We start from the raw sequence: 25013 nt of genomic DNA, 5'->3' as shown, positions 1-25013 counted from the left end.
TTAATCCTTCTTCACTTTGCCTGTTTTCTTATCAACTTTGAGGTCAACAATGCGCCCATCCTTTTGTAAAATCCTCACGACAAAAAAGTTGTTTTCTTCGGATACTTTTAAAGTTTTGCCGGCATATTCTGCCAGTGCCAATGTAATAGCTTGTTTTTTGTCGATATTGGATTCGTTACTGGCAATGGTTGTCACTGAAATCAATGACAAATTCAAAACAATAACAAAACCAACCAATGTAAGACGCATTTTGAGCTCCAGTTACAGGGCTGCTTAACAATTGAGTTCAGAATATAAGTTAACGAATTAACCAAAGCTGAACTTGAAGTTAAGGCAAAACCTTTTTGTACGGTTTAACAACACTGTGAGAATATACGCCAGCGGCGATATATGGATCGGCCTCAGCCCATTTTTGCGCATCTTCAAGAGAGTCGAATTCAGCAATTACAAGAGAACCCGTAAATCCAGCTGAACCCGGCTCTTCACTATCAATTGCTGGCAATGGCCCAGCTGAGAACAAACGGTTTTGTTCTTTTAAAGATGTTAACCTTTCTAAGTGCGCAGGACGAGTTGCTAAACGTTTTTCCAGAGAGTTTTCGACGTCAGTAGAGTAGATCATATACAACATAAAATTCACTTTCTGCATTTATCATTGAAATTGTATGCAATGGTAAGCTTTCTATACGCCTTTTGTAAATGACAAAACCTTTAGATGCGCTCTTTCACGTTAAAAACTTGATAACAGTATCCTATGACGGTAGAGTCGGGCGGAAGTAAAAAAACAATAACAACAGGATGGCGTTTTAATGAGTGCGAACAGAGAGCATTTTAGTTCAAAGCTAGGCTTTATTTTAGCTGCTGCAGGTTCTGCAGTAGGTATAGGAAACTTAGTTGGTTTTCCCGTCTCTGCAACAAAAAATGGTGGTGGAGCTTTTCTTTTAGTTTATGCATTGTTTGTTGCTTTCATCTGCTTACCTGTGATGATGGCTGAAATGGCAATGGGCCGAAAAGCACAGAAAGACCCTTACGGTGCATATAAATCTTTATCTGGTAATGACAAAAAGTGGTCTTTTGCTGGGGGCCTTGCGGTACTAACCCCTTTCATGATTGCTGTATTTTATATGGTGATTACAGTTTGGATATTTGGTTATCTAGCGCAAACTGCATTAGGTAACTTGGATATGTTGGCTAATCCAGACCATTTTGGTCAGTTCATTAACCAAAACACCGTTTTTGGTTACATGGTTGTAGTTGCAATTATTGTGAACTTAATTCTAGTGGGTGGTGTTAAAGAAGGCATTGAAAAGGCAGCTAAGTTTCTAATGCCTGCACTGTTTGTACTGCTAATTGGTTTAGTAGCGTATGTACTTACGCTAGATAACGCCATGGCTGGTGTTGAGTATTACATTGTCCCAGACTTTTCTAAGATGGATGCCAGTGTTCTAAATGGCGCCTTGTCTCAAGCATTTTTCTCATTATCTTTAGGTATGGGTATCTTAATGACTTATGCGTCTTATATCTCTAAAAAAGACGACATTGTAGGTGGCGCAAAAATGGTCGCCATTACTGATTCTTTAGTGGCATTTATTGCTGGCCTTATGGTTCTGCCTGCTATCTTCAGTTTCAATCCAGCGACGAATCCAGAAGAGCTATCTGACTCATCTGTTTCAATGATTTTCGTTTATCTACCTAAAATTCTTTTAGCACTGCAAACTGACATTGGATATACCGGTGCTTCGATCGTGGCGTTTGTCTTCTTCTTACTGGTATTTTTTGCGGCAATTACTTCTCTTGTATCAATTGTTGAAGTGCCAACAGCTGCTTTAATCGAAGAAAAAGGCGTAAGTCGTAAGGTAGCATTATTAATTTTAGCGGGTGCTACAGGTTTACTGACAGTGCTGTGTACGATGTCATTTGGTATGGTTGATTGGCTAACTAAATTTGTCAGCTATGGTGGTGCTGATAAAAGTATGTTCGATATCGTTTACGATGTTTTTTACGACACAATTTTACCGCTGAATGGTTTAATGGTTTGTTTATTCGTTACTTATCGCTGGAAGAAAGCCAAACTATCTGAAGAATTGTCCCAAGGTTGTGACAGTTATTCAGGTAGTTTTATGGAAAAATATGTGAATTTCTCACTGTCGACTTTCATACCTGTGATCTTGCTACTTATCTTTGTAAATACTGTCGCCACTAAGTTTTTTGCAGTAAGCCTATTTGGCTTTTAACTCGCATAAAATTAAAACTAAAAAAGGCCGATTATTCGGCCTTTTTTAGTTTCTAGCCGGTGGTTATTCGCATCCCAGAATCTAAATAGCTGCCAACCCCTATGGTAAACATCCATAAACCCCACAAACTATGCTCTAGTACACACACCATCAATGAGCGACTGTGCGCATAGGTGTAAGAAAATAACAACCCGCCGGCGAATGAAAGCGCAATTGCAACCCAGTTATCGTAAACACAATGGGCGAGGGCAAAACTGAGTGCACTTAAAAAGATGCGCACGTTTTTACTTGGCAGAATATGCTTGTAACGATGGAAGAAATAGCTTCTAAAAATGAGTTCCTGAGGCAACACGGATAGCAGTGGGTAAGCAATTAATAAGATTAACCATTGGGTAGTTTCATTCTTTGGCATAGCAAACCAAAGCGTTTGATTGGCCAAGCCGAATAACATGGCACTAAACAATGCGCCAATGAAGAAGCCTGTAAAAAGTCGATGTTTGACTTGTGAAAATTGGCCCAAAGAAGTTAAGCGAAAGCGCTTAAAATGTGGATCAGTAAGCAGCAAAAAGGTGCATACAATCATTAAAATCAGTAAAGCAGGGAACAACCAACTGGACAGGTAATCTTTAAATAAATAAGTAAACAGCGGTAAGCAGAAAAATACGCCACAGAGCTCAAACCAACGATATTGCGAAGCAGTCAAAGGCAAACTCCATTCTTAATATAATTAAAAAAGTATAGTTTGCCCCTAGACTAAAAAAGCGACAGTTTTATTAAATTTGCGGGGCTATTTTTTGTTTTCTTGTTCTTGAAACCCATCGGGTAAGTATTCAAAAATTCGAAAAACAGTGAGTAATACAGCAATAAATGTGACGATTGCGAGACCGAAGACTTTGAAATTCACCCAAAAGTCGAGTGAGAAATTATAGGCGACATAGAGGTTCAAGATTGCAATACTGATTAAGAATACAAACCAAATCGTATTAAGCTTTTCATACACAGATTTTGGTACATCCACCTTTAATTCTTTCTCACCTTGTTTCTCAGCTGCAGTTTTTAGCATACTGAGTAGAGCCGTTTTTACTAGGTTCTTATTAAATATAAATCGAGAAATGACCAAGGCAGCCGCTAATAGGCCATATATAGCCGTCGTTTTCCACATAATGTACTGTTCATCTTGGAATATGATTGTCATACCGCCTAGGAATAAGGCAATCACACAGAAGACCCAAGTTTTGGTAGAGATTTTACCCTTAGTGAAATATTGATATGCAATTTGCAGTAACGATATTCCGACCAATACCGCAGTCGCCCAGAATATATCGACCAATTTGTAGACTAAGAAAAATAGGATAAGGGGTAAGTATTCAAATAATGCAGCCATAGATACCTCTCTTAAATTACGTCCTACAACAAAGTATTAACAATATTTGAGTAAGACTGCAAGTTGACATTCACAAAAAATATTTTTAGGCTCTGCCACCCTCTAGCAGTAATAAACCAGTATATATATGAACAAGTCAGAATTAGTATCGGCCATGGCGGCACACAGTGAGTTAACGAAGAAGGATTCTCAGGCAGCTTTGAATAGTATTTTGGCGATCATAAAAAAGCGCTTATCTGAGGGCGATCAGGTGCCTATCTCTGGTTTTGGTACGTTTGCGCTTAGTTATCATCCGGCTAAGATGGGCAGAAATCCACAAACGGGTGAAGAGATCATGATTGAAGGGGCAAACAAGGTGCAATTTAAAGTTGCTAAGGCGCTGAAAGACGCCTTAGCGAACTAAGCATAAAAGTTTCGTCAAACTACTTGGAATTGCAGCTAGGCGGCAAGTGAGTTAACCCCAATGAACATAGGTTTTCTATGTAAGTTGGGTTAACGAGCTTAGCCAACACCGCTGCAGCCTCAAGAAAACGAAGAAACTATTTTTGCGTTGCGGCTTTCATAGTCTCAACAAAGCTTTGTAACGAGTCTAGCATTGCGCTTGGCTCGTTCAGGTTTTGCTCAATAATTTTAACCACAGCAGAACCTGAGATTGCACCTGCAGCACCAGAGTTCAGTGCCGCTTTTACATCATCAGGCGTTGAAATACCAAAGCCTAACAGCGCAGGCGCTGCATGATATTCTTTTAATTTAGAAATCATAGAGTCAGCTGGCATCTGCGCTTTTGTTTCTGTGCCAGTTACCCCAGCGCGTGAAAGCAGGTAGGTGTAACCACGGCCGTAGCTTGCACAAGTACGAACAGTATCATCATCTGCGTTTGGTGTTGCAATGAAGATAGGCTCAATGTCTGCAGCTTTTGCAGCGTTTCTAAACATTTTAGATTCATGAAGCGGCACATCAGCTACTAAAATTGAGTCCACGCCCACTTCTTTTGCTTCACGATAAAAATTGTCAATACCACGTGCAAAAATAAGGTTTGAATACAGTAATAGGCCAATCGGAATATCTTGATTGTATTCACGAACTTGTTTAATGATATCAAAGCAGTCTTGGGTATTAATATTTTGCTCTAGCGCACGAATATTCGCAGCTTGAATCACTGGGCCATCCGCAATCGGATCTGAAAATGGAATACCTAGCTCTAACGCATCGGCACCACCGTCGATCAAGCTTTTAATGATCTCGAAGCTCAGCTCTTTGTTTGGATCGCCAATTGTCACGAACGGGACAAACGCACCCTGATTTTTTTCTGCAAGCGCGGCAAAAGATTGTGCATAACGGCTCATTATAGCGCTCCTTGTTCTGCTAATACTTGGTGAACGTGTGCTAAGTCTTTATCACCTCGACCACTTAAGTTCACCACTAAAATTGTCTCTTCAGTTTGCTCTTCGGCATATTTTAATGCGTACGCAAGGGCATGACTTGATTCAAGCGCAGGAATAATACCTTCATGTTTAGCAAGGGCTTGGAAAGCATCAAGTGCTTCTTTATCAGAAATACCTACATACTGAGCGCGACCTGTTTCATGCAAAAATGCATGCTGAGGGCCAACAGCAGGGTAATCAAGACCTGCAGACACAGAGTAAGACTCTTCAATTTGGCCATCATTGTTTTGCATAATATAAGTATAAGCACCGTGTAAAATACCTTTCGTACCTTTACATAAAGCAGCGCCGTGCTCTTCAGTATCAAGTCCTTTACCCGCAGGCTCAACACCAATGAGTTTCACATTTTCATCACCGATGAAGTCACTGAACATACCAATGGCGTTTGAACCACCACCCACACAGGCAATCACAGCGTCAGGTAAACGACCTTCAGTGTCTAACACTTGTTGTTTTGCTTCTTCACCGATCATTTTTTGGAATTCACGTACGATGGTCGGGAATGGGTGCGGGCCAGCAGCCGTACCTAAAAGGTAGTGGGCTGTTTTATAGTTTGCAGACCAGTCACGCATGGCTTCGTTTACAGCATCTTTTAACGTGCCAGAGCCTGCAGTTACAGGGATCACTTCGGCACCCATTAAACGCATTCTGAATACATTTGGCTGTTGACGCTCAACGTCTTTTGCACCCATGTAAACACGGCATTTCAAGCCAAGTAGGGCACAGGCAAGGGCTGTTGCCACACCATGTTGACCAGCACCTGTTTCTGCGATTACTTCTTTTTTACCCATGCGCTTGGTAAGCAATGCTTGGCCAAGTACTTGGTTGGTTTTATGTGCACCACCGTGGAGTAAATCTTCACGCTTTAAATACAGTTTTACTTTTGGGTTTGTAACTAAATTACGTGTAAGCGTTAGTGGCGTTGGACGGCCCGCGTACTCGTTTAATAATTTTGTAAACTCAGCCTGAAATTCAGGATCTTTTTGGGATTTATTAAATTCACCTTCAAGCTGCTTTAGTGCAGGGACGAGTAGTTCGGGTACAAACATGCCACCGAAATCGCCAAAATATGCTGCGTTATTCATTTCCACCTCAATAACCTCTTATGTTTTTAAAAGCATCTGCAATTTTTTGCGAACACTTTTTACCAGGGCTAAGTTCAACCCCTGAATTCAAATCTAGTCCTTGTGCGCCTGTATAAGCTGCATCAAGTACATTTTCTGCGTTTAAACCGCCAGCTAACATAAAGCTGTTTGCGCTCTTTTCAGTCAGTAATGACCAATCAAATACTTCACCTGTGCCACCAAATCCTGCAGAGGTTTTAGTATCGTACAAATGTTTATCTACTCCTGAGATTGGTTCAGGTAGCACATCAGTCACACCTTGTGCTTTCCATATTTGGCAAGTTACAGGTAACTTAGCGCGCAGCGCTTCAATATACGTTTTATCTTCATTGCCGTGTAACTGCACGGCTGCAAGTTTTAATGTTTGCGCAATTTCACTGACTTGTTCTAGGTCTTCGTTTACAAATACACCAACATATTTTAATGGTGCACTATCAATGACGGCTTTTGCGCAATCAATGTCAACGTAGCGGGGCGATTTAGGGGCGAAGATCAAGCCGCCGTAAATAGCCCCTGCTTTAAAAGCCGCTTGGGCATCCTGAGAGCGTGTTAAACCACAAACTTTATTTTCACCCAGAATAAGACGACGGCAAGCAATTTCTAAGTCTTGCTCAGCCATAATAGAGCTGCCTACTAAGAAACCATTGCAAAGAGGTGCTAGACGCTTTACATCTTGATGGGTGTAAATACCTGATTCAGAAATCACAACTTTGCTATCAGGAATTAGCTTTCTGAGCTTCTCGGTTGTCGCTAAATCCGTGCTCAAGTCACGTAAGTTGCGGTTATTAATACCGATAATTTCAGCATTCAGATCAAGTGCGCGGTGCACTTCTTCTACATTACTGACTTCGGTTAAGATTGACATATTCAGTGACTTTGCCACATTGGCAAGGTGTGTATATTGCGCATCATCAAGTACTGAAAGCATAAGCAAAATGGCGTTACCACCATGTAAGCGCGCTAGATAAACCTGATACTCGTCGATAAAGAAGTCTTTACAAATAAGCGGTTGGTCAACTTTTTTGCTGACATATGTCAGGTATTCAAAACTGCCCTGAAAATATTTCTCATCGGTTAACACACTGATGCATGTGGCATATTTGCCATACACGCCAGTGATTTCATCAAGGTTAAAGTTCTCTCTAATAAGACCCTTTGATGGCGATGCTTTCTTACACTCTAAAATAAATTGTGTGCCAGATGCTGCCAGTGCCGCCTGAAAATCTCTGTCACTTGGCACAACGTCATTAATAAAAGAGTCCAGTGGCTTTTGTTGTTTTCTTAGAGCGACCTCTTGTTGCTTATCTGAAACGATTTTTTCTAGTACGTTAGCCATTGCTTACCTCAACGATCTCTTTTAGTTTGTCTGCTGCTTTACCTGATTTTAAGACTGCTAATACTTGCTGCGTGGCGGCTTTAAAATCAGCAGCTAAGTTATGCATTACCAATAATGCAGCGACGTTTACTGCAATAGCGGCATTGTGTGCATCAGGTGCTGAGCCATTTAAAATCTCAATACTGGCTTTGGCATTGTATTCTGGCGTATCTCCAGCGATTTGGTCTAATGAATAATGTTCAACGCCAAAGTCGTCAACGGTTAAGGTGTATTCTTTAATTTCACCATCAACCAGTTCAGCCACATGGGTTGTGCCATGTAGGGCAATTTCATCTGTGCCTTCACCGTGTACTATCATCGCTCGCTCAGTACCTAGTGTCTTTAATGTCTCGGCCATCGGACGGCATAAACTTTTATCATACACACCCAGTAACTGTACTTGTGGGGCTGCTGGGTTAGTCAGTGGACCTAAAATATTAAAAATCGTGCGAGTTTTTAACGTGGTACGCACTGGCATCGCATGTTTAACACCTAAATGATAAAGCGGCGCGAATAAGAAGGTGAAGCCGGTTTCTTTTAAACATACACTGGCTTGCTCAGGCGTCATTTCGATATTAATGCCCAGAGTTCTGAGTAAATCCGCAGAGCCTGATTTACTCGATACACTGCGATTGCCGTGTTTCACCAAATTGATACCACATGCCGCAGCCGCAATTGCCGCTGTGGTACTAACGTTAATGGTATTTGAACCATCGCCACCTGTGCCGCAACTATCTGCACAAACAAGGTTATGTGCGTTGAACTTTGTGGCATGATCGCGCATGGCTTTTGCTGCACCAGCAATCTCTTGTGCCGTTTCTTTTTTAATTTTTAATGCAATCAGTGCGGCGGTGAGTTCAATTTCAGACACTTCACCCTGCATGACTAAGTCGAAGAAGCTATTTGCTTGCTCAAATGTTAAGTCTTGTTGTTCAAGTAATAGATTTAAACTGTCCATGTTGGCTCCTATTGTGTTAAGTAATCGATACTTTGTTTTAATAACTGAGCACCGTCTGGGGTAAGAATAGACTCAGGGTGAAATTGATAGCCGATCACCTTATCTTCAGGATGATAAATAGCCATCGGAATAGTGTCGTATTTGGCAATCACTTTTAAGCTTTCAGGAACATGAGTCGCCATAAGAGAGTGGTAACGCGCAACCGGGAAGCGTTTGCCAATACCTGCAAATACAGGGTGGTCGTCAGCTTCAATAATTGAAGACTTACCATGAACAGTTTCACCTGCATGACCAACAGTTCCGCCATAGCTTTGTGTTAAAGCTTGTTGGCCTAAACAAATTCCCAGCATAGGGAATTGGCTTTTAGCGAGTTCAATTAGCTCTAATAAGCAACCTGCTTGAGCTGGGTTACCTGGGCCTGGCGATAACACTAAAATTACCGGTACAGTTTCTTGCTGCATCTTGGCGAAGATCTTTTCAGCGGAGATATTGTTACGGTAAACCACTAAATCTAAGCCTAGTAGTGTCAGTTCATCAACAAGGTTGTAGCTGAATGAATCAAAGTTATCTAAAAAATATACTTTTGTGTTATTAGACATTAGCAGGCTCCTTGATACGTAGATTGCACGGCTTTTATGACGGCTTGTGCTTTGGCTCGAGTTTCATCTGCTTCTGCTTGTGGATCAGAGTCATATACAACGCCGGCACCTGCTTGAACGAATGCGGTACCATTTTTTACAAATGCAGAGCGGATAACGATACAAGAGTCCATTGCACCATCGCCTGTTAAGTAACCTACAGCACCACCATAACTGCCGCGTCGTTGCTTTTCAGTATGTCGCACTAACTCTGCAGCTTTTACTTTAGGTGCTCCTACTAGAGTACCCATGTTCATACAAGCTTGATAGGCATGCAGTGCGTCTAAATCTGGTTTTAATTGACCCACAACGCGTGATACTAAATGCATGACCTGTGAATAGCGGTCGACTTTTAAAAGCTCTTTTGCGTGGCGTGAGCCTGCAACACTAATTCGCGCTACGTCATTACGTGCTAAATCAACCAGCATAAGGTGCTCTGCTCGCTCTTTTTGATCGTTGCGAAGCTCAAGTTCAATGCGGCTGTCTAGATCTGGATTAATATTGCCATCTGCAAACTTACCGCGAGGGCGTGTGCCTGCGATAGGGTAGACTTCGACTTGATTACTGTTCACACAATATTTTAAGGCTGATTCAGGCGAGGCACCAAACAACACAAAAGATTCATCTCGCATATAAAACATATACGGACTTGGGTTTTGTTTTTTTAGTTGCTGGTAAGCTGCTAGTGGCTGGGCACAAGGTAAAGAGAATGTACGAGAAGGCACAACTTGGAAAATATCACCATCGATAATGTTTTGCCTTAAAGTTTTGACTTGCTGACAGTAAGTTTCATCGTCAATGTTTACTGTCACTTCAGACTGTCCTTCATTTGGCGCTGCTAAATACGGTGTTAAGTTATCACAACGCGTATTAAGCTCTTCTAGCTGTTTACCTACTTCAAAACAGTTGGCATGCACTTCTGGGCCGTTAAAAACATTACCAATTAACTCAGTGGTTTGTGCTTGATGATCAATTAATACGAGCGTTTCTGCTAAATAAAACACATAGTCAGGACAGTCATTATCACCGTCTGGGACTTCAGGCAGTGTTTCAAAGTTGGCTACCATGTCGTAAGCAAATACACCGCCTAAGAATAATGCAAAAGGGGTGTCTGAGTTACGTTTGATTTTATTTATACAAGTACGTAGGGCACTGAATGCATTATCTGCTTTAAGCTTACTGTATTCATCCAGTTCAGCTTCGAACGGTGCGTATTCAAGTGTTAATACATCACCTTCAACAACCGCTGTACAGTTTTCAACTTGTTCAGCCAAGAAACTTAACACTTGCTGACCGTTGTTAGACAATGCTTTGGCAATCACGGTTTTGCCCCTGCACTCAATGCGAAGTGCGGCATCGACTAAAATGATGCTTTTCACATTATCTTTAGAGTCAATTTCTGCTGACTCAAGTAATAATGAATTTGTTTTATCGAGTGCCGCATATAATGACAATGGGCTGCTAATGTAATCGCGCCGTTGTCTTATACTCGTCACTTCCCCTGGTGTTGTCGTAATATGACTAAAAATCAAAACCTCATTCCCCATAATAAAAAACCCCCGCCAGTGTTAACTTGCGGGGGTTGTGTAACAGATACAACAATGCCGTCCCGCTAGTTCAGGCGCCACCACCAAGAATGTGTGTTGATATTGTTGTTAATCATGTTTGTATTCCAAAAAATTTAGATATAAAAAAACCCGCATTTGTGTGCGGGTTTTGAAATCGTATAGATACGACAAAGCGCCCGCAATGTTACGAGTGCCACCACCAGATTTTATTTTTAGTTAATGTTTTCATATCAGGTATACGTCGAATCAATTTATGCACACAGTAAACCTTATCGGAACGAGCGAGTCAAGCTAAAAAGTTGCAAAAATATTAAAAATATAAAGTATACAAAATTTAATGGGGTGTATTAGTGATATAATCCGACCCGTTGACACGAACATGAATAATAATGAAGAGAAATAAACTTGATAAAATATGATTTACACAGTCATAGCACCTTTTCTGATGGTCGTTTAAGCGTAGGCGCATTGCTTGAGCGAGCAACAGAAAAGGGCGTTGATGTTTTAGCCCTCACCGATCACGATACCGTTGCGGGTATTGAACCTGCAAAGCAATTTATTGCTGACCGAGATTTAAATCTAGAGTTAGTGACTGGGGTTGAGATTTCGACAAAATGGGAAAGTTTTGAAATCCATATTGTCGGCCTATCTATAGATACTGAAAATACACATTTACTTAATTTATTGACTGAGCAGCAAAACAAACGTGAAGCTCGTGCTCAAGAGATTGGTCGACGCTTAGCGAAAAAAGGCTATGAAGATATATATGAGCAGGCCAAAGCACTGGCTAAAGATGCTGAAATCACCCGAGCACACTTTGCACAAGCGTTAGTCGAGCGCGGTGTAGCTAAAAACATTCAAGGTGTGTTTAAAAAGTTTTTAGCCAGAGGCAAAACGGGTTATGTACCAAGCAATTGGTGTGATATGACAACTGCCATTACAGCAATTCAGGCAGCTGGTGGCGTTTCTGTGTTGGCGCACCCTGGTCGATATCAAATGTCTAATAAGTGGCTACGTAAATTACTGAGCGAATTTAAGCTTGCGGGTGGACAGGCAATGGAAGTCGCTTTACCGCAGCAAGCACCGAGCGAAAGACAGTTTTTAGGGCAATTAAGTCAAGAGTTTGATCTACTTGCGAGTCAAGGTTCAGATTTTCATTATCCTATGCCTTGGTCAGATCTCGGAAAAAACCTATACTTACCAAAAGATTGCCAAGCTGTTTGGCAGTCTTGGCAAGACGCACAGGAGTGTAACTAATGAGCCAATTTTTTCATATTCACCCAGAAAACCCTCAGGCACGCTTAATTAAACAAGCGGTTGAAATTATTCACAAGGGTGGGGTGATAGTCTACCCAACCGACTCAGGCTATGCACTTGGCTGCAGTATTGGTAACAAACAAGCGAAAGAGCGAATTGAACGTATTCGCGGTATTGAAAAACACCATAACTTTACACTTGTTTGCCGAGACCTATCAGAACTGGCAACCTATGCCCGTGTTGATAATCAAATTTTTCGTTTAATAAAAAACAATACGCCAGGGCCTTACACCTTTATTTTCAAAGGCACAAAAGAAGTGCCTAAGCGTTTATTAAACGAGAAGAAAAAAACCATTGGTATGCGTGTCACCGATAACCCAATAGCAGCTGCTTTACTCGAAGAGCTCAATGAACCGCTTATGTCATGTTCCTTGATTTTACCTGGTGAGCAATTTACTGAGTCAGACCCTGATGACATTCGTATGAGCCTAGAAAAACAGGTGGATCTTATTATTCATGGTGGTTATTTGATTGAACAAGCCACTACCGTAATTGACTTCTCTGACGATGATATTGTCATCCTTCGCGAAGGATGCGGTGATGTTACGCCGTTTCAATAGCTAGCAAAATAGTCATTAAATGAGTAACTCTGCGCCACTGGCCTTTCTTCACGGCGAAGCCGTTTTAGAAAAGCCTGAAGACTTATACATACCGCCCGATGCCCTTAAAGTGATATTAGAAAGCTTTGAGGGCCCACTCGATCTGCTTTTATATCTTATTAAGCGCCATAAGCTAGATATTCTGCAACTGCCAATCCATAGCATTACCAAACAATATGTGAGCTATGTTGAGCTGATGAAAGATTTACAGCTTGAATTGGCAGGGGAATACTTAGTGATGGCAGCGTTATTGGCGCAAATTAAGTCACGTATGTTGTTACCGACTCATGAAGAGCTTGAAGAAGAAGCCGACCCGCGTGCTGAATTAGTTAAGCGTTTGCAAGAATATGAACAATTCAAAACAGCGGCGGAAACATTAAAAGAACAGCCTCATGTCGGAAAAGACTTCTTCATAGCTAATGCTGAGTATGTCGACAATGCAGTTGATGAAGAGAAATTACCTGATTTAAGTTTAATAGACCTAGTACTTGCATTTGGTCACGTGATGGCTCGAGTAAAAACGCTCGCTCACCATCAAATATCAAGTGAAGTTTTGTCTACCCGTGAGCGTATGACACGAATTCTGCGCCATCTTTCAGAAAATAGTGGACCATGTGCTTTCGTCACTTTGTTTGATTTTGCTGAAGGGCGTCAAGGCGTGGTGGTGACATTTATAGCAATGCTTGAACTGATCAAAGAGCAATTAGTCACTTTCACCCAAATTACCCCGCAGTCAGAGATTTATTTATCTTTAAAACTACAAGAGTAACCGAACCTCTGTCATAATATTGCCTTGTGTTTGCAATTGTAGATTAATATGGCTTTTAAGCGTCTTAGTGATGAACAACTCGTTGAGCTAGTCGAAGCAGCGATTTTTGTTTCTGAGAAGCCATTAAGCAAGCGTCGTCTTCAAGAAACCGTTCTGCAAGATTTCAATATTTCTGCTAAAAGATTAACCCAAGCCATAGACTCACTGGTTGAGCACTATTCAACAAGAGGTGTTCAGTTGGTTGAAGTGGCCTCTGGTTATCGCTTTCAAGCAGGGCCTTCTTTGGCTGAGCCATTAAGTAAATTATGGCCTGAAAAAGCAGTGAAATACTCTCGAGCGACCATAGAAACCCTTGCCTTGATAGCCTATCGTCAACCTATTACCCGAGGTGAGATAGAGCAGGTGAGAGGGGTTGCTGTAAGCAGCAATATAATGAAAAGTTTATTAGAGCGTGAATGGATAACGGTTGTTGGGCAAAAAGACGTGCCTGGTAAACCTGCGCTATATGCAACCACCAAACAATTTTTAGATTATTTTTCTTTATCTGGTTTAGAACAGCTGCCTAATTTACCTGAGCAGCAAGATGTAAAACTAGAGCAGATATTGAGTGATCCTTCTGTGAGAGAACCATCCTAATGAGTGAAAAGTTACAAAAAGTATTGGCCCGTGCTGGTGTGGGTTCACGCCGCGAAATGGAAAAATACATTGACTCTAATCGTGTCAGCGTTAACGGTAAAGTGGCACGTTTAGGTGATCGTGTTGAAGAAAATGCGGTTATTCGTGTTGACGGTCATGTTGTTAAAATAGAGCAACAAGAAGAACGTGTTTGTCGTGTTTTAATGTATCACAAGCCTGAAGGAGAATTATGTACGCGTAAAGACCCTGAAGGTCGCCGAACAGTTTTCGATAGACTACCTCGTCTAGAGGGCGACCGTTGGATTGCGATTGGCCGTTTAGATATCAATACATCAGGTTTATTACTATTTACCAACGACGGTGAGTTAGCGAATCGTTTAATGCACCCTAAATATGAAGTAGAGCGTGAGTATTCTGCACGTGTATTTGGTGAGGTAACAAATCAAACATTGAGTACCTTAACTAAAGGGGTTGAGTTAGAGGATGGCCCAGCGAAATTCTTAAAAATTAAGCCTATGGGCGGTGAGGGCATTAACAAGTGGTTCAACGTTACGCTAACTGAAGGTCGTAATCGTGAAGTACGTCGTTTATGGCAATCTCAAGAAGTTGAAGTATCTCGCCTAATTCGTATTCGTTACGGTAAATTAGAGCTTAACAAACGTCTTCCACAAGGGGGCTGGGAAGAGCTTAAGTTAGAAGACGTAAACTACTTGCGTAAATCTGTGAAAATGCGCCCTGAAACGCAAACTAAACTGTCTGTGATGCCAGAAAAGCGTAAAGACAAGCGTGCTAAGATCAATCAGATCAGAAAAGCTGTGAAAAAGCACAACCAACGTGCGCAAAAGCCAAAGCCAAAAAGAAAGTAACTTTATAAAAGTAACTTTAGAATTGAATAAAGACTAAAAAGGCACTCGATTGAGTGCCTTTTTTAATGGTGTCAGAACTATAAGTTATTGCGCGTTAATTGATTCACCGTTAACGTCTTTAGAATCATCAGCCATTAGGTATAAATACGTCGGCATTAGTTCTTCAGCAGTTTTAAGCTTTTCTTTATCTTCCCCTGGGAAAGCAGAAGCACGCATGCTAGTACGTGTGGCACCCGGGTTAATACAGTTGATACGAATGTTCGTCTTACCCACTTCTTTAGACCAAGTTTGCATCATACCTTCAGTTGCAAATTTTGAGATTGCGTAAGGGCCCCAAAATTCTCGTCCTTCTCGACCTACACCTGATGAAGTGAAAATCACAGATGCACACGGTGATTTACGAAGTAGTGGAAACATATATTTAGTGATCATCGCTTGCGCAGTCACGTTTACTTTCATGATATTTTCAAACGTAGATACACAAAAATGCTCAAGTGGTCCTAGTGAGCCTAAAATAGACGCATTGTTTAGTAGGCCATCTAATTTGCCAAATTGCTGCTCAATGGTTGCAGCAAGGTCACGGTAATTTTGTTTTGTCGCACCGCGCATATCCATAGGAACGATAGCCGGTTGTGGGTAGCCTGCATTTACGATTTCATCGTATACACATTCAAGCTTTTTAGTTGTTTTACCAAGTAGGATTACAGTTGCACCGTGTTTCGCATATGTTAATGCCGCAACACGGCCAATTCCATCGCCAGCACCTGTAATTAAAATGGTTTTATTTTCGAGTGCATTGTCTGCTGCTTGATAATTATGCATTGTAGATCTCTATTTGAACGTTTTGCGCATTTTATCACAGCATTAGGGTAAGTTATCTAAATTATTGTAAATTTGGGTGGCGAAACTTTACATATTGAGTTAAGTTTAACTGGTCTAATGTCTCATTAAAAACAGAATTACATTATATTAACGCGTTAATTGCATAAGAATAATAAAATTTGTCGGAGCCCATTCAATGAAAAAAATGCTTCTCTCACTCGCAATTTCTACGGCTTTGGTCGGCTGTGGCGGCGGTGAAACACTACAAGATGTAAAACAAGAAACGACCCCAGTGCTACCTTCAGCATCTATCAAATTTGATCCATCAAACGGTGTGATATCTATTCCAAATGATTTGCTTCTGAGTGGTACTAAAGACGGTACTTTAAACCTGCCAGGAGAATTTGACGATCAAGGTCAACCTTTAGCCGCGGCAGCTTATGCTAATCCAAGCCTGACAATGGGCGGTTTAGACGGTTGGTCTACTAACATGCCTTATGTCATCGACTTAGATGTGCCAAGCGAAGTAAGTATTAATGCTGATTCAGTAGCAACACCAGATGCTGTGCGTATTTTTGAAGTTGTTATGGGTGCGAGTATTACAGATCCTGACTGCGCAAGTGATAAAGTGCCTGCGGGTATTGCTTGTAAATATGTCGGTGAGTTGACGTTTGGTGTTGATTACATCGCCAAGCTGACTGATTCTGGCAATGGCATCATGGTTGTACCTTTAAAACCGTTGAAGCCAGGCGCGTCATATATCACAGCCCTTACAAAAAGCATCGTAATGGCAGATGGTCGTCCACTTGAAGCATCATCAACTTACAGTCTAGTAAAAGCCGAAGCACCACTGGTTACTGACTCACAGAGAAGCCTTCAGGTTGTTGTTAACAAGTATGAAGAAGTCATTTCTGGTCAAGTTGCAAAAGAAGACATTATTTATACTGCGGCAATGACGATTCAGTCTGTTGGTGCGGTAATGAATAATATTAAACTTGGTTTGGCGCAGAGTTTACAAACTCAGACAAACCCTAGGGTATCTGTACCTGAGCAACCGATGATCACTGTATCAGATGCGCTAGCAACAGTTATCCCAGATGCTGAAACTCGTGCACCTTTTCAGGCTGTTCAATACATGCAAGGTAGCATTATGTTGCCTATGTATTCAAAGAAACCTGAAGGTACAGCGATTGAAGATTTAGCGGGTACATACTGGAAAGCTCGTTGTGATAGTGCGGCAACACTTGCTGGTGCAGTTGCGGCCGGTGTTGATTTATCAGGTTTAACACCAGGTGTGAACGATGCGTACTGTAATGCTATTACAGAAGGTCAACTGCGTGATTTTGGTTTAGATCAAAGCCGTTTCTTAACTAAATTTAATAGCATTCCTTCAATTGAATGGATTGCAAACGTACCAGTACAAATCACTAAGCCACGTGCAGAACTACTAGGTATTGAAATGCCAGCAACAGGTTGGCCAGTCGTGATTTTACAACACGGTATTACCGCTAACAAAGAAAGCCTACTAGGGTTAACACTTGCCTTAAGCAACGCTGGTTTTGCAACGGTCGCTATTGATCACCCAATGCATGGTGCTCGCGGTTTGGATATCGATTTAGACGGTAAAGATGATTTCAATGCAACAAGTGGTCAGGGCTCAGTGCTTTCATACATGAACTTGACGTCACTACTAGTCGCACGTGATAACCTAAGACAGTCTTCAGCTGACCTGTTGGCTCTTAGACTTGGTTTGAACTTCATTGACCCAACACTTGGTATTAACCCAACAGATGTGAGCTTCTTTGGCCATTCTCTGGGTTCAATTGTCGCACCTAATTTCATCGCGAATACAAATAAGTCTATTGGTAATGAAACGGTTGATAATTTATTTAAGGTTAATACAGTTGGTCTAGCAAGCGGTGGCGCTGGGATAGCTAACTTCTTAACTGAGTCGGGTTCATTTGGCTCGTTTGTTAAGGGGTCGGTACTTGCAGCAGCGGGTAACTTATCTTCTAAAGCGTTCTTAGAGTTCGTGGCAAGTGAAGCAACAGCAGCTTGCCCTGTAGAGACTAAGATCCCATGTTCTTACGCGCTATACGAAAAGCAACTTGTTGAAGCAGGTAATACAGCGGCACTTGGCAGTATTCAGTCAATTATCAGCCAATTCGTTACGGTAGCTCAAACAACATTAGATAGTGCAGATCCTGTTAACTACGCATCTGCGGTTCAAGCTCTTGGTACACCAACATACTTAAGTGTGGTGACTGGTGGTGTTGATGGTAACCAACCAGATGCCGTTATTCCGCCAACAACGGCATTGCCTTTGTCTGGTACTATGCCAATGGCACAGTTGATGGGCATGACGCCAGTGACCGAAACTCAACAAGGTGAACCAAAAAATTACGTAGTTAAGTTTTCTCAAGGTCATCACTCATCTATTGCAACGACTTCGTTTAATGAATCAGTAGGTGGTACAGCGCAAGGTCATGCTATGACTACAGTTGAAATGCAAACTCAACTAGCTGCTTTCTTGAAGAGCAAAGGCATGATGCTGCCAATTTCTAACCCGGCAGTCATTGCTAATTAATCTCAAGTACGAGATGATGAAAAAGCCGCATTAAGCGGCTTTTTTATTTTTAGAACATTACTTTTAAATTATAAGAACAACGAGGAGAGTAGATTGACGTTCTTATTTGAATACGGTTTATTTTTAGCTAAAGCAGTTACTGTTGTGTTATCGATTGGGATCATCATCATCTTAGCTGTGGGCGCGAGTCAAAAGCCTAAGGCAAGCGCAGGTGAAGTCGAGCTTCAAGACTTATCTAAAAAGCTAAAGCGAAATAAACAAGACTTTATAGAGCAGACTCTTGATAAAAAAGCACTTAAGAATTACAAAAAAAAGCAGAAGAAAGAGCAAGAAGATAAGCTTGCAGCAAAAGCATTTGTGATTAATTTCGATGGTAGTTCAGATGCCAATGAAGTGAATAACTTACGTGAAGAAATAACAGCTGTGTTGCAAGTTGCTGATAAAGATAAGGATTCAGTGATTGTAAATATCAATAGTGGCGGCGGTGTGGTTCATGGCTATGGCTTAGGTGCTTCTCAGTTAAAGCGTCTCACTAGTGCAAAGCTCCCTTTAACTGTGTGTGTTGATAAAATTGCTGCAAGTGGTGGTTATATGATGGCCTGTGTGGCAAATAAAATTGTTGCTGCACCGTTTTCAATTATTGGCTCCATTGGCGTCATTGCACAAATCCCCAATTTCAACAAGCTTTTGAAAAAGAATGACATTGATTTTGAAATGATCACTTCAGGCGAATTTAAACGCACGTTGACGATATTTGGTGAGAACACTGATAAGGGGCGTGATAAATTTCAACAAGAAGTAGAATCAACCCATGGCTTGTTTAAAGAGTTTGTACAAACTCATAGACAAGATATAGAACTAGAACAAGTGGCAACAGGTGAATATTGGTTTGCAACTGAAGCGCTAAAATTAGGTTTAGTCGATGAGTTAAACACCAGCGATGATTATATTTTATCTTTATTAGAAAGCCATCAAATCTATACGGTTAAATACACTAGCAAAAAATCGCTACCAGAAAAGCTAGGACTTGGCATAAGCAAAGCGGTCGCGAGTGCAACTAATAGCCTTTGGACTAAGTTACAAGACGCTAAATGGTAGAAATAAAACGCTCTATTAATTGGTATAATTTAGTTAGTTCTTTTGAAATGCCTTTGGAGAAACACCAAAGGCATTTTTGAATGTTCGACTAAACTGACTGGTATGGTTAAAGCCTAAATCAAATCCTATTTGGGTAATGCTTTTACCTTTTCTAAGCAACTCTTTGGCTTTTGTCAGTCGCCTTGCTTGCAGCCATTGCTGTGGAGTCATGTTTAAGCATGATTTAAAATAGTTAAAAAATTTACTGCGACTCATACAAGCAATTTTGCACAAAGTATCTATATCTAGAGGCTCGCTCAAATGATGCTCTATGTATTCAACGACTTCTGAAATTGGGTCCTGATGACTCTGAGAGTTTGCACACTTTAATATAAGTTCGCGGGTTTGCTGAGTGAGTAATCGAGTCACCAATTCATTAAGCGCAAGATCAATCAGAAAACCACGCTGATCTTCATTTTCGGTAAATAAATGTACCATGCGATCGAGTAACGCTTGAGTTTGCCAATTGTGCTCGACATGAACGAGTTCATTTTGATAAGCCACTTCGATACTGGTTTGATTTTGTATATTAAGCTTTTGGGCAATATCAGCCAGTTTATCAGAGTTGATTTCAATGGCTAAACAGGTTGTAGGCGTTGGCTCTGATGCGTCAGGAAAATCAATATGAACGGTTTGCTCTGGTGCAAGCACAAAACTCTCATTAGGCAAAAAATCGTGATGATAATCACACGTTTCAACGTGCATCACTTTTTTGCCCTGAAGCATGCCGCAAAACAACACATTATTTGACGACAAAGGCACGTTAAATGCGCGCTCGTAAGTGTCATAAATACTTAATTGGGCATGCTCTGAGTTAAAGCTAAGCTTATTTTCAACCAGTTTATCTATTTGCTGATGTCTAGCTTGTAAATCAAATCGCATACTTACTCCCTGTTAATATCAAGACTGAGTGTTAAGCAAAAAATACCGAGAGTTAATTTTTTAAGCTTCCTTTCGCTTAATGTCAATTCAATCGGCTCAAAAATAAACATATAACCGAGTATGAGCCACACAACAAGTTGATAAAAGAGGACATTATGATTTATTCAAACCCAAATACCCAAGGCGCGGTAGTTAATTTTAAAGACAAGTACGACAACTACATTGGCGGTGAGTGGGTTGCACCGTTAGATGGTGAGTATTTTGAAAACAAAAGCCCTGTAAACGGTAAAGTGTTTTGCCAAGTGGCACGCTCTAAAGCTGCAGATATCGAATTGGCACTCGACAAAGCGCATGAAGCAAAAGAAGCGTGGGGTACAACCAGTGTCACTGAGCGTAGCAATATTTTACTTAAAATTGCTCAGATCATTGAAGAAAACAAAGAATATTTGGCGGTTGCTGAAACTTGGGACAACGGTAAGGCAGTACGAGAAACTCTTGCAGCCGATATTCCGCTAGCAGCAGATCATTTTAGATATTTTGCTGGCTGTATCCGTGCGCAAGAGGGCAGTATTGGCGAAATTGACGAGCACACTGTGGCCTACCATTTTCATGAGCCGCTAGGTGTCGTGGGTCAAATTATACCTTGGAACTTCCCGCTATTAATGGCCGCTTGGAAATTAGCCCCAGCCCTTGCTGCAGGTAACTGTGTTGTACTAAAACCTGCGGAGCAAACCCCCACTTCAATCATGTTATTAGTAGAACTGATCGGTGATTTATTACCTGCGGGCGCTTTAAACGTGGTGAATGGATTTGGTAAAGAAGCTGGTGAAGCGCTCGCGACCAGCAAACGTATCGCTAAGATTGCTTTTACAGGCTCTACACCTGTTGGTTCGCACATATTGAAATGCGCTGCAGATAACATTATTCCATCAACTGTTGAGCTTGGCGGTAAATCACCAAATATCTTTTTCAGTGATGTATTAGAAAAAGACGATGATTATCTCAGTAAGTGTATTGAAGGTGCGGTATTGGCTTATTTCAACCAAGGTGAAGTATGTACTTGTCCTTCGCGCTTATTTGTTCAAGAAGACATCTATGACGAGTTTATTGAGCGTGTGAAAGCGCGTACTGCGCAAATTAAGCGAGGCAACCCGCTAGATACAGAAACTATGGTGGGCGCGCAAGCCTCTCAACAACAATTTGATAAAATCTTAAGCTATATCGAAATAGGCAAACAAGAAGGCGCAGAAGTACTGTTTGGTGGTGAAGTCGAGCAGTTATCCGAAGAGTTTGATTCAGGCTATTACATTCAACCTACCTTGCTTAAAGGCAATAACTCAATGCGTGTCTTCCAAGAAGAGATTTTTGGCCCAGTTATTTCATTGTGCACGTTTAAAGATGAAGCCGAAGCCTTAGAATTGGCAAATAGTTCTGAATTTGGCTTAGGTGCAGGTGTGTGGACTCGAAACATGAATCGTGCCTATCATTTTGGTCGCAAGATTGAAGCAGGTCGTGTATGGACCAATTGTTACCATATGTATCCTGCGCATGCTGCTTTTGGAGGTTATAAAAAGTCGGGAGTCGGTAGAGAGACGCACAAAAAAGCGTTAGATCATTATCAGCAAACTAAGAATCTGTTAGTTAGCTACAGCGAAAGTCCGCTCGGCTTTTTCTAAAGAGCTAGTTATTTAATAGGTTATTTAGATATCACAATGCAAAGGGGTAAGTAGCGCAATGTTAAATTGCGCTACTTTTTTGTTTATTAATCATCCATTGATTTTATGTAGTTTAAAGCACCGACTACTGAAGCTACTTGGCCTTGCACACAAATTTCATCATTAGCAGATGGGCTATCAGGGTAAACTTCAGTTGTTGTCACATACTCAGCATTTGTCATGCCCATGCAAAGACCCAGTTTAGTGCCGTCATAATTAATCACACCGAATTGCTCAATTGGAACACCAATTAATCTGCCATCTTCGTCAGCAGGGGCTATGTGGGTGACTTTTTCTACTTCTTTGATTATCGCAGTTTGAAACGAGTACTGTGGTTTTTGAGTATGTCCTACCAAGTAAAAGCCATCTGGAATATTCCAATTATCATGGCTTACACCATCTCTTGCTGCGAGTGCGGGGCGAAACTCAGAGTTATCAGTATCCGTGGTTTCATGTAAATCAACATGACACAGTAAATCATCGAACTTAGCGACATAAGCCATTGCTTGTTTTGATTCAGCAGCTGGGCTGTCAGCATAAAATGAGCGGTTTGGATCAATTGCATCAGGATTCCAACGGTTGATTGTTTCATAACCCCAAGGGCTAATACATGGAAGCACCACAATATTGAATTCAGCCTCATAATGTTTACCTTGAGATTTAATGAATTCAATCGCACCATGTACACCACTGGTTTCATAACCATGTACACCGCCTGTCACCAAAATAGTAGGCTTATTGTCAGAAAAGTCACGAGACTTCACTGCATACAATTTATATTCATTTTCACCATAATTAAGCTCACCATATTGCTCAACATCATACTCATCAGCGAGTGCAAGTATTTTAGTTTCTACTTCTTGTTGGTAACTGCGTTTAATTACTTGTGCTGCAAGCCACTGTTTTTTATCTGCTTCTTGCCATGGTGTGCCAGGTTTGCCAATTGGGTAAGCGGTTGTCATAATCGTCCTCGGTGAAAGTTTTTTGCCATCCTAGTGATAAAGCCGGGGTCAGTAAAGTAATTAAATCTAATTGGACTTCACCCGAACACTTTTATAGTCGCTTATTTTGCAAAGTACCCAAGTTGAGCCAGTCGACTTTTTTGTTGAGTTGTTAATTTGCAGCTGAATAGAAAAATATTCTTTTCTTCAAGTTTTACATGAGTGACTTTACAGCAAATAATAGTGTGAACTTTAACTTGTTGGATTTGCTCAATCGGTACATATTTCTGAACGCCCAAGAAGTTATAGTAACTAAGTCCATTAATACACCAAGAAGATGTTCTTTTACCCATTAAGGTTTGTATCAATGTAACGCATACAAATAAAGTCAAAGCGAATATAAGAATCATTTCTAACGCTTCTAACCACGCTGTAAAATTAAATGCCGTGCTAATTGAAAGTAGCAATGCAATGACGCTTGCGGCAAGAATATAAAAACCAAAGTTGATTGATGATTTGATTTCGTACATTTTTTACTCCTACGTACCTTTTTTATAGGCGTGCAAAGTAAAGTAAGAAAATGAATAAAATATGGAGTTAATACTTAAAGCTTAAATTACTGCATTTTTGCTTTTATTTCTTGCCAATCATCAACAAGTGGGTTTAAGAAACCGCATTCTTTATATGCGCGTTCGATAAAACCAGACTTTCTCAACTGTTTTAAACCTTTTTGTAATGCAATAAATGTTTTGTCACCTAGAGGATGCTTTTTTGAAACAACAAAGTGTCGGCTATCTTGAAGCGCGACTTTTACACCATCGATTGCTCTGATGTTGTAGTTTTTTCCAATATATTCGAAAGGCATACTTGGCTTAAAAGGGGCCAACATAGCATCGACCCAACCATTGCTTACCATCTTAGCCATAACTAACCAATCAGCTTCAATAACTAGGTTTTTGGGTTTAAGGGCAGTTAGCGTTTTAACATCAGTATGCCAGGCTTCACTGGTAACAAAGCTCAGATTGCTGATACTTTGCGCAAGTTTGGGTTTTAAGTCAGAGACTTTATTATGTGAAACATATATCCCTGCGTAAAACTCACCATTACGTATCACAGGGTCAGATATGAATACATCTTTATCGTATTGAGATGCTTCATTTAACCAAATTGAGTCAAAACTAATCAGTAACAGTCCATGCTGAATAAGGCGAATATTACGCGCGTCATAATCACCAAGTACAAAATCATATTCTAAGTTTACACCACCCAGTTTTATTGCTTTTTGTACCAAAATAAATTCAACAACATCTCTAAGGCAGCTAGGGTGGTTAAAGTGTTCAATTGACTCAATAGTCTCTCCCCCAAGCACTTGTTGGGCATAGTTATAAATATCGGTTTCGATCGAGATCGGAATTTTCGCCTTGGCATTCAAAGCGACGAAAAAACATAAAAACAAACTTACCCATTTCATAAACATGATTCAGTGGTCTGTATTTGAGTTAAGTATCGTATAAGATGAGATAAATTAAAGTGACAATGCCAAACTAGTTCACTATCTTGTTAAATTGATGTAGTTACATACGTTAAAATTCGTGACTATCGTGCACAATAAAAGGGGATTTTATGAAATTCGAACAACTACTTAATCATCTTGATTCAGGCACTTGTGTGGATCAATTGCAAACTGAATCGGTTGTAGATTTAGCTGTTTTGCTTATGTCGATCGACGGTGAGGTCTGTGAGAAAGAATTAACTGTGCTTAATCAGTGGATAGAAAAGCTTTGCTGGAATAGTGAAATTGAAGCGGGTCTTTATATCTCAAATATGATCACTCACTGTCGAGATGTAATAGCGAAAGGCGACATTGAACACTTTATACACCACAGAATGAAGCACATTGTCGATGCACCAATTAAAGAGTTAGCATACAAATTAACGACTCAGCTTGCGAAGGCTGATGGGATTGTAACTGAATCAGAATCAAGTGCTTTGAAAGTTATCGAAGCTGAGCTTTAGCAT

26 protein-coding genes are annotated in these 25013 nt (G+C 40.7%); 11 read left to right on the top strand and 15 right to left on the bottom strand.

Features of this window, described 5'->3' with window-relative positions:
- Together PP2015_RS09430 and PP2015_RS09425 are read right to left on the bottom strand one after the other, a co-directional pair.
- A complete protein-coding gene (locus PP2015_RS09430) occupies positions 1-249 on the bottom strand; it encodes a PepSY domain-containing protein (RefSeq protein WP_058030031.1) in 249 nt (82 codons plus the stop codon).
- Positions 250-328: 79 nt separating this feature from the next.
- Positions 329-628, bottom strand: coding sequence for a YciI family protein (locus PP2015_RS09425; RefSeq protein WP_058030030.1), 300 nt, complete (start codon positions 626-628; stop codon positions 329-331).
- A 178-nt stretch (positions 629-806) separates the two neighbouring features.
- On the opposite strand from PP2015_RS09425, the gene PP2015_RS09420 reads away from it, so the two are divergent.
- A complete protein-coding gene (locus tag PP2015_RS09420) occupies positions 807-2231 on the top strand; it encodes a sodium-dependent transporter (RefSeq protein ID WP_058030029.1) in 1425 nt (474 codons plus the stop codon).
- Positions 2232-2283: 52 nt separating this feature from the next.
- Here PP2015_RS09420 and PP2015_RS09415 read toward each other — a convergent pair whose 3' ends face one another.
- The gene (locus tag PP2015_RS09415) at positions 2284-2934 is read right to left on the bottom strand and encodes a CPBP family intramembrane glutamic endopeptidase (protein ID WP_058030028.1); all 651 of its coding nucleotides are present in this window, start codon (positions 2932-2934) and stop codon (positions 2284-2286) included.
- 84 nt (positions 2935-3018) lie between these two features.
- Complete coding sequence (locus PP2015_RS09410) at positions 3019-3615, bottom strand: inner membrane-spanning protein YciB (protein WP_058030027.1); 597 nt, start codon at positions 3613-3615, stop codon at positions 3019-3021.
- Positions 3616-3742: 127 nt separating this feature from the next.
- On the opposite strand from PP2015_RS09410, the gene PP2015_RS09405 reads away from it, so the two are divergent.
- The gene (locus tag PP2015_RS09405) at positions 3743-4018 is read left to right on the top strand and encodes an HU family DNA-binding protein (RefSeq protein ID WP_058030026.1); all 276 of its coding nucleotides are present in this window, start codon (positions 3743-3745) and stop codon (positions 4016-4018) included.
- 136 nt (positions 4019-4154) lie between these two features.
- On the opposite strand, the gene trpA is transcribed toward PP2015_RS09405, so the two are convergent.
- The 6 genes from trpA to PP2015_RS09375 are packed head-to-tail and all read right to left on the bottom strand — an operon-like array spanning position 4155 to position 10687.
- Entirely contained in the window at positions 4155-4961 is an 807-nt protein-coding gene (gene trpA, locus PP2015_RS09400; RefSeq protein ID WP_193330510.1) for a tryptophan synthase subunit alpha, read from the bottom strand.
- Entirely contained in the window at positions 4961-6145 is a 1185-nt protein-coding gene (trpB, locus tag PP2015_RS09395; protein WP_058031600.1) for a tryptophan synthase subunit beta, read from the bottom strand. The genes trpA and trpB overlap by 1 nt, the downstream gene beginning before the upstream one ends.
- 7 nt (positions 6146-6152) lie before the next feature.
- A complete protein-coding gene (trpCF, locus tag PP2015_RS09390) occupies positions 6153-7520 on the bottom strand; it encodes a bifunctional indole-3-glycerol-phosphate synthase TrpC/phosphoribosylanthranilate isomerase TrpF (RefSeq protein WP_058030024.1) in 1368 nt (455 codons plus the stop codon).
- On the bottom strand, positions 7513-8517 hold the full coding sequence (gene trpD / locus PP2015_RS09385; RefSeq protein ID WP_058030023.1) for an anthranilate phosphoribosyltransferase: 1005 nt from the start codon (positions 8515-8517) through the stop codon (positions 7513-7515). The genes trpCF and trpD overlap by 8 nt, the downstream gene beginning before the upstream one ends.
- A gap of 8 nt (positions 8518-8525) precedes the next feature.
- Positions 8526-9116, bottom strand: a complete 591-nt coding sequence (locus PP2015_RS09380; RefSeq protein WP_058030022.1) for an aminodeoxychorismate/anthranilate synthase component II — start codon at positions 9114-9116, stop codon at positions 8526-8528.
- Entirely contained in the window at positions 9116-10687 is a 1572-nt protein-coding gene (locus PP2015_RS09375; RefSeq protein ID WP_058031599.1) for an anthranilate synthase component 1, read from the bottom strand. The genes PP2015_RS09380 and PP2015_RS09375 overlap by 1 nt, the downstream gene beginning before the upstream one ends.
- Positions 10688-11128: 441 nt before the next feature.
- Between PP2015_RS09375 and rnm the strand changes: the two genes are divergently transcribed.
- From rnm to rluB, 5 genes are read left to right on the top strand one after another with little or no spacing between them, the layout of a single operon-like run.
- On the top strand, positions 11129-11980 hold the full coding sequence (gene rnm / locus PP2015_RS09370) for an RNase RNM (RefSeq protein ID WP_058030021.1): 852 nt from the start codon (positions 11129-11131) through the stop codon (positions 11978-11980).
- On the top strand, positions 11980-12600 hold the full coding sequence (locus PP2015_RS09365) for an L-threonylcarbamoyladenylate synthase (RefSeq protein WP_058030020.1): 621 nt from the start codon (positions 11980-11982) through the stop codon (positions 12598-12600). The genes rnm and PP2015_RS09365 overlap by 1 nt, the downstream gene beginning before the upstream one ends.
- A 19-nt stretch (positions 12601-12619) precedes the next feature.
- The gene (locus tag PP2015_RS09360) at positions 12620-13408 is read left to right on the top strand and encodes a segregation and condensation protein A (protein ID WP_058030019.1); all 789 of its coding nucleotides are present in this window, start codon (positions 12620-12622) and stop codon (positions 13406-13408) included.
- Between the two features lie 48 nt (positions 13409-13456).
- Positions 13457-14044, top strand: coding sequence for an SMC-Scp complex subunit ScpB (scpB, locus tag PP2015_RS09355; protein WP_058030018.1), 588 nt, complete (start codon positions 13457-13459; stop codon positions 14042-14044).
- Positions 14044-14910, top strand: a complete 867-nt coding sequence (rluB, locus tag PP2015_RS09350) for a 23S rRNA pseudouridine(2605) synthase RluB (RefSeq protein WP_058030017.1) — start codon at positions 14044-14046, stop codon at positions 14908-14910. Before scpB ends, rluB begins: the two co-directional genes overlap by 1 nt.
- An 84-nt stretch (positions 14911-14994) precedes the next feature.
- On the opposite strand, the gene PP2015_RS09345 is transcribed toward rluB, so the two are convergent.
- On the bottom strand, positions 14995-15732 hold the full coding sequence (locus PP2015_RS09345) for a YciK family oxidoreductase (RefSeq protein WP_058030016.1): 738 nt from the start codon (positions 15730-15732) through the stop codon (positions 14995-14997).
- Between the two features lie 196 nt (positions 15733-15928).
- Between PP2015_RS09345 and PP2015_RS09340 the strand changes: the two genes are divergently transcribed.
- Positions 15929-18319: a VolA/Pla-1 family phospholipase gene (locus PP2015_RS09340; RefSeq protein ID WP_058030015.1), complete on the top strand. Its 2391-nt coding sequence runs from the start codon at positions 15929-15931 to the stop codon at positions 18317-18319.
- Positions 18320-18412: 93 nt separating this feature from the next.
- Entirely contained in the window at positions 18413-19417 is a 1005-nt protein-coding gene (gene sohB, locus PP2015_RS09335) for a protease SohB (protein WP_058030014.1), read from the top strand.
- 33 nt (positions 19418-19450) lie between these two features.
- On the opposite strand, the gene PP2015_RS09330 is transcribed toward sohB, so the two are convergent.
- Positions 19451-20338 carry an AraC family transcriptional regulator gene (locus PP2015_RS09330; protein ID WP_058030013.1) on the bottom strand — a complete coding sequence of 296 codons (888 nt, stop codon included), beginning with the start codon at positions 20336-20338 and terminating at the stop codon, positions 19451-19453.
- Positions 20339-20493: 155 nt separating this feature from the next.
- Here PP2015_RS09330 and exaC point away from each other — a divergent pair, with 155 nt between their 5' ends.
- Positions 20494-22014, top strand: coding sequence for an acetaldehyde dehydrogenase ExaC (exaC, locus tag PP2015_RS09325; protein WP_058030012.1), 1521 nt, complete (start codon positions 20494-20496; stop codon positions 22012-22014).
- Between the two features lie 86 nt (positions 22015-22100).
- On the opposite strand, the gene PP2015_RS09320 is transcribed toward exaC, so the two are convergent.
- From PP2015_RS09320 to PP2015_RS09310, 3 genes are all read right to left on the bottom strand, one after another.
- Complete coding sequence (locus tag PP2015_RS09320; RefSeq protein ID WP_058030011.1) at positions 22101-23015, bottom strand: M14 family metallopeptidase; 915 nt, start codon at positions 23013-23015, stop codon at positions 22101-22103.
- Positions 23016-23116: 101 nt separating this feature from the next.
- A complete protein-coding gene (locus PP2015_RS09315; RefSeq protein WP_058030010.1) occupies positions 23117-23524 on the bottom strand; it encodes a hypothetical protein in 408 nt (135 codons plus the stop codon).
- A gap of 86 nt (positions 23525-23610) precedes the next feature.
- Complete coding sequence (locus PP2015_RS09310) at positions 23611-24465, bottom strand: hypothetical protein (RefSeq protein WP_227009250.1); 855 nt, start codon at positions 24463-24465, stop codon at positions 23611-23613.
- A gap of 152 nt (positions 24466-24617) precedes the next feature.
- Between PP2015_RS09310 and PP2015_RS09305 the strand changes: the two genes are divergently transcribed.
- Positions 24618-25010, top strand: coding sequence for a tellurite resistance TerB family protein (locus tag PP2015_RS09305; protein ID WP_058030008.1), 393 nt, complete (start codon positions 24618-24620; stop codon positions 25008-25010).
- Positions 25011-25013 lie beyond the last annotated feature (3 nt).

Source organism: Pseudoalteromonas phenolica, from assembly GCF_001444405.1.
GTDB lineage: Bacteria > Pseudomonadota > Gammaproteobacteria > Enterobacterales > Alteromonadaceae > Pseudoalteromonas > Pseudoalteromonas phenolica.
This window is presented reverse-complemented; position numbering and strand designations above follow the sequence as displayed.